2 protein-coding genes are annotated in these 3,775 nt (G+C 42.9%); both read left to right on the top strand.

What is annotated here, in order from left to right; genetic code table 11:
• Positions 1-2,218: HlyD family efflux transporter periplasmic adaptor subunit (locus Q0668_RS01055; RefSeq protein WP_298859062.1), on the top strand; the 2,218-nt coding region annotated here is incomplete at its 5' end.
• Positions 2,219-2,278: 60 nt separating this feature from the next.
• Positions 2,279-3,622: a sulfotransferase gene (locus Q0668_RS01050; protein ID WP_298859060.1), complete on the top strand. Its 1,344-nt coding sequence runs from the start codon at positions 2,279-2,281 to the stop codon at positions 3,620-3,622.
• Positions 3,623-3,775: the final 153 nt, after the last annotated feature.

Below are 3,775 nucleotides of genomic sequence, written 5' to 3'. Positions count from 1 at the left end.
TACTTTAAGCGAATCCATGACATCCTCAACCGAACGGCCGATTCCGTTGAGCGTGCGCGATGATTTGATCAGCAAATGGATTCATTATAAAGGACTCGGATACTGGGTAATCAAAGATCCGGTTTCACTGAAATACGCGCGACTTCATCCAGAGCAGTTTTATATTTTAAATCTCTTGAACGGTGAACGCTGCCCGGAAGAGATCAAAGATGAGGTGCATCGGCAATATCCCACACTACTACTTTCAATTTCTGAGATTCAGCAATTGATTTCTGACTTGTATCGAAAAGGCTTGTTGACCAGTGGGCGTCCAGGACAGGGTGTTACACTTATTAAACAGCGTCGGGAAGAAAAAAGTAAAAAAATCTTCACGACTTTTAAGAATCTGCTTTATCTAAGACTTCCGGGCTGGGATCCGGAAACTTCTCTGCAGAAACTATATCCTTACGTAAAATGGATGTGGAAACCCTGGGCGACAACTATGTTCAGCCTGTTGATTGTTTCTTCCTGGTTATTGATTGGTGTGCAATTTGAAGCCTTTCGAAGTCGTTTACCAGAATTTCAACAATTCTTTGGCTGGCCGAATCTGATTTATATGTGGTTTGTGCTTGGAGCCGCGAAAGTTATCCACGAATTTGGACATGGTATCTCTTGTAAACACTATGGTGGAGAGTGCCATGGAATGGGAATCATGTTCCTGGTTTTCAGCCCCTGTCTCTATTGTGATGTCTCCGATTCCTGGATGCTAAGGAATAAATGGCAGCGAATTATTATTGGTGGCGCGGGAATGTATATCGAGGTGATCATGTCTGCGATTGCCGTCTGGGTCTGGTGGTTTACGAAACCGGGTCTCCTCAATCACCTGGCATTAAACCTGTTTTTCATTTCGACGGTCACTACGGTGATCTTTAACGCGAACCCATTGATGCGATTCGATGGTTACTACATGATGAGCGATTTTCTTGAGATACCCAACTTAAGGCAAAAAGCGGATAAGCGTCTTCGCGATACCTTTGCCTGGGTTTGTCTGGGAATCGAGTCGCAGCGCGATCCCTTTATGCCAGAGACTGGCACGTTCGGATTTATAGCTTACGCGATATCAGCATCCGTGTATCGCTGGTTCATTATGTTCGGGATTACGCTCTTTCTGTATACGGTTTTAAAACCATATGATTTACAAAGCATTGGTATTACACTCGCAGTCATTTCCATAGTGACTTTTGTTGGTGGCATATTCAAAAACATTTACAAAATTATTTCTGCACCGAGGACCGAACCCATGAATTACTTCAAAGTCTCAGCGACGCTGACTGTCACTGCCGCTGTGATTCTTGGAATACTTTTGATTCCAGTTCCCATGCATTTTGAAGCCCCCTTCATTCTAGAAGGGTATGAAGTGAAGCATGTTTATTCGACAGAAACAGGTCGATTGGATCAGGTGTATGCTGAACCAGGTCAGCGTGTAGAAAAGGGCCAGCTACTGGCAAGTATTGTAAATCTTGAAAAAGAAGATCAGCTCAATCAATTAATAACAGATCTAAAAGTTCAGGAAGGGGAAGTTCGAAAATTCCAGGCATTAGAAGATCAGGCTGGTGTAAAGGTCTCAAAAGAGAAACTTGAGACGATTGAAGAACAAATCGCTGAAATTAAAGAACATCTCAGTAATATGAAAGTGGTTGCGCCAATCAGTGGAATTATTGTTGCGCCGGCCAGTCAGCCAGAGCCAAAATTATCAGACTCCAAAAAACAATTGTCCCGTTGGTTTGGAAGCCCACTTGATGCAAAGAATGCTAATTGCTATCTCGAAGAACGGACACATATGTTGAGCATTGCTCCTGATGCTCGTTTTCAAGCGGTATTGTTTATTGATCAGGAATACCGGAATGATTTTAATCTTGGTCAGACCGTCGAACTCAAACTGGAACATTTACCCGATAAAACCTACACATCGAAAATAGAACGTGTTGCTCACGGTCATCTTGATCATGTTCCACCGACTCTTTCTAATAAAATGGGTGGTGAATTACCAACCGTAACTGATAAGGATGGTCGTGAGAAATTATCAAGTACCGCATATCAGGCGATTGTCCCCCTCGACGAAGATGTAGTCTTATTCCGGGCAAACATGCGTGGCAAAGCCCGTTTTCAGGTCAGCGAGTTAACTACCGGCCAATGGTTGTGGCGTTACTTCCGAAAAACGTTCCATTTCCGACTCTGATGCATTCTTATTATTGGTATCGATTTTAGAGTATTATTCAGGAATGCAATTGGGAAAAGCATGGCCGATCTCATCATGGAAGCCATTAAATTACTGCGGGCGAATCAGGCAAAAAAAGCAGAAGACCTGATGAAGCCTTATTATCCGTCAAATGTCAATAATCCCCAGTTTATGCATTTCTACGGATTGGCTGCCTCACATAGCGGCGATTATCCTTCTGGCATCGAGCGTATCAAAAAAGCAATTGCTTTAAATCCGCGGGTTGCTGAATACCATCATAATCTTGCCGCCATTTATCGTTTAGTCGGAGAATTTGATCTTTCGGAACAGCACTATCTGACCGCTTTGAGTTTAAAGCCGGATTATGCAGAAGCATATTTTAATTATTCTGCTACGAGAAAATTTACAAGTGATGATCCACTTGTTTCCCTTGTCGAACAGCAAATATCGCGGCCCGATCTATCAGATGAAGATCGCTGCTTTTTGGGGTTTGCAGCGGGAAAAATTTATAATGATATCAAGGATTATGATAAAGCATTCGCTGCTTACGAGAATGGAAATCATTTCCGTCATTCAGAGTTTAGTATCGATTTGTTCAGAAAGGAAATCGATCGACTCATTTCAGTATTTTCTACTGAGTTAATTCAACAACTCTCTCCATTGGGCATATCGAGTGAAGTCCCTGTTTTTATTGTGGGAATGCCTCGCACTGGTACTACTCTTGTAGAACAAATCTTATCCAGCCATCCTGAAGTTCATGGGGCAGGGGAGTTGCCGGATATTTCGAGTATTGCTGGAACGCTAAAAAAGTACGCGACAACGGAGTCCGACTTTCCGGAGTGTATCATAAATTTACCGCAAAATGTATTTGCAGGTATGGGAGATGCGTATCTGAGTCGATTACGCTCGTTTGATGATGCGGCTATCCGAATTATAAATAAAATGCCCGCCAACTTTTTATATCTGGGACTGATTGCAATTTTATTCCCGAAAGCAAAAGTGATTCATTGCCAAAGGCATCCACTTGATACGTGCCTTTCCTGTTATTTTCAGCGCTTTCGTCGGGGTCATGAGTATTCCTTTAATTTAACGGATCTGGGGCTTTATTATCGCGAGTATCAAAGGGTCATGCAGCATTGGCAGCGTGTTCTGCCGGTGGCACCTTTTGAATTGCACTATTCCGAGCTGGTAGCAAATCAGGAAGAGAAAACCAGAGCACTCGTCGATTATCTTGAAATTTCCTGGGATGATCGATGCTTGAATTTTCAGGAGAATGACCGGCCTGTGACAACAGCAAGTAACTGGCAAGTTCGCCGTCCCATGAATCAATCAGGGTTGGATCGATGGAAAAACTATGACCAGTACCTGGGATCGCTTTGCGAAGCTCTGGAATTTACTGAATAAAATAATCAGAGCAGAGAACGAACTTCTGCAGGCAATCAACGAGGTCGATTATTGAATGACAGGTAAGAGACCTGTTTTGTTTTGCGTTGAAGCCCACCATAGACGCCATAGTCGTTCATTGTAGCCATAATTTTGTTTGGTAATCTTTTGCAA

The organism is uncultured Gimesia sp., assembly GCF_937910335.1.
Lineage (GTDB): Bacteria > Planctomycetota > Planctomycetia > Planctomycetales > Planctomycetaceae > Gimesia.
Note: the sequence above shows the minus strand (reverse complement) of the source record. Positions and strands in the feature narration are given on the sequence as shown.

What these genes read in the sequence shown, in the direction of transcription:
- Q0668_RS01050 (WP_298859060.1), top strand. Translation starts at nt 2,279, where the DNA reads ATGGCCGATCTCATCATGGAAGCCATTAAATTACTGCGGGCGAATCAG.